This window comes from Cellulomonas fimi (genome assembly GCF_028527925.1).
GTDB classification, from domain to species: domain Bacteria; phylum Actinomycetota; class Actinomycetes; order Actinomycetales; family Cellulomonadaceae; genus Cellulomonas; species Cellulomonas fimi_C.
This window is the reverse complement of sequence record NZ_JAPESW010000193.1, coordinates 1-514: the sequence shown is the minus strand read 5'-3', so window position 1 is coordinate 514 and position 514 is coordinate 1. Positions and strand designations below refer to the sequence as shown.

Genomic DNA, 514 nt, shown 5'->3' with positions numbered 1-514 from the left:
CGCATATCCGTCCAGACTTCTTCAATGTAGGCCAGGCATTCTTTCTTCATGCCGCTCTTGCCCACGGTGCGCCAGCCTTCCGGCACGGCCTTGTAGTCGGGCCAGATGGAATACTGTTCTTCGTGGTTGACCACTACCTGAAACAGGATGTCGTCGCGGTCAAATACTGAGGTCATTGCTGTTCTCCATCGCTAAAAGGCTGGCTGCGCACCGTGCGCAGCACTGATATCTGTAAAAACGTACCAAGCCTGCAAAAAATTAGAGGCTGGCGACCGCCGCCGCCAACGCACGTCCGAAGATGTCCGCCACTTGGTCGACTTCAGCCGCCGTGATCACCAGCGGCGGCAGGAAACGCACCACACTGCCGTGCCGACCACCGAGTTCCAGGATCAAGCCGCGCTTTAGGCATTCACGCTGTACCAACGGCGCCAGTTGGCGATGCACGGGCGGATGACCCTGAATGTCTAGTGGGCCAGCTGGGTCGACCAGTTCGACACCTAGCATCAGCCTACGA

The 514-nt window shown here is 58.2% G+C and carries 1 protein-coding gene and 1 pseudogene; both read right to left on the bottom strand.

Annotated elements, in window-relative coordinates; translation table 11 throughout:
- Window positions 1-176 (bottom strand): MbtH family protein (locus tag OMK64_RS21620; RefSeq protein WP_524536927.1); only part of this gene is annotated, 176 nt, incomplete at its 3' end.
- Between the two features lie 82 nt (window positions 177-258).
- Window positions 259-514, bottom strand: a pseudogene (locus tag OMK64_RS21615) (diaminobutyrate--2-oxoglutarate transaminase); the annotation flags it as partial.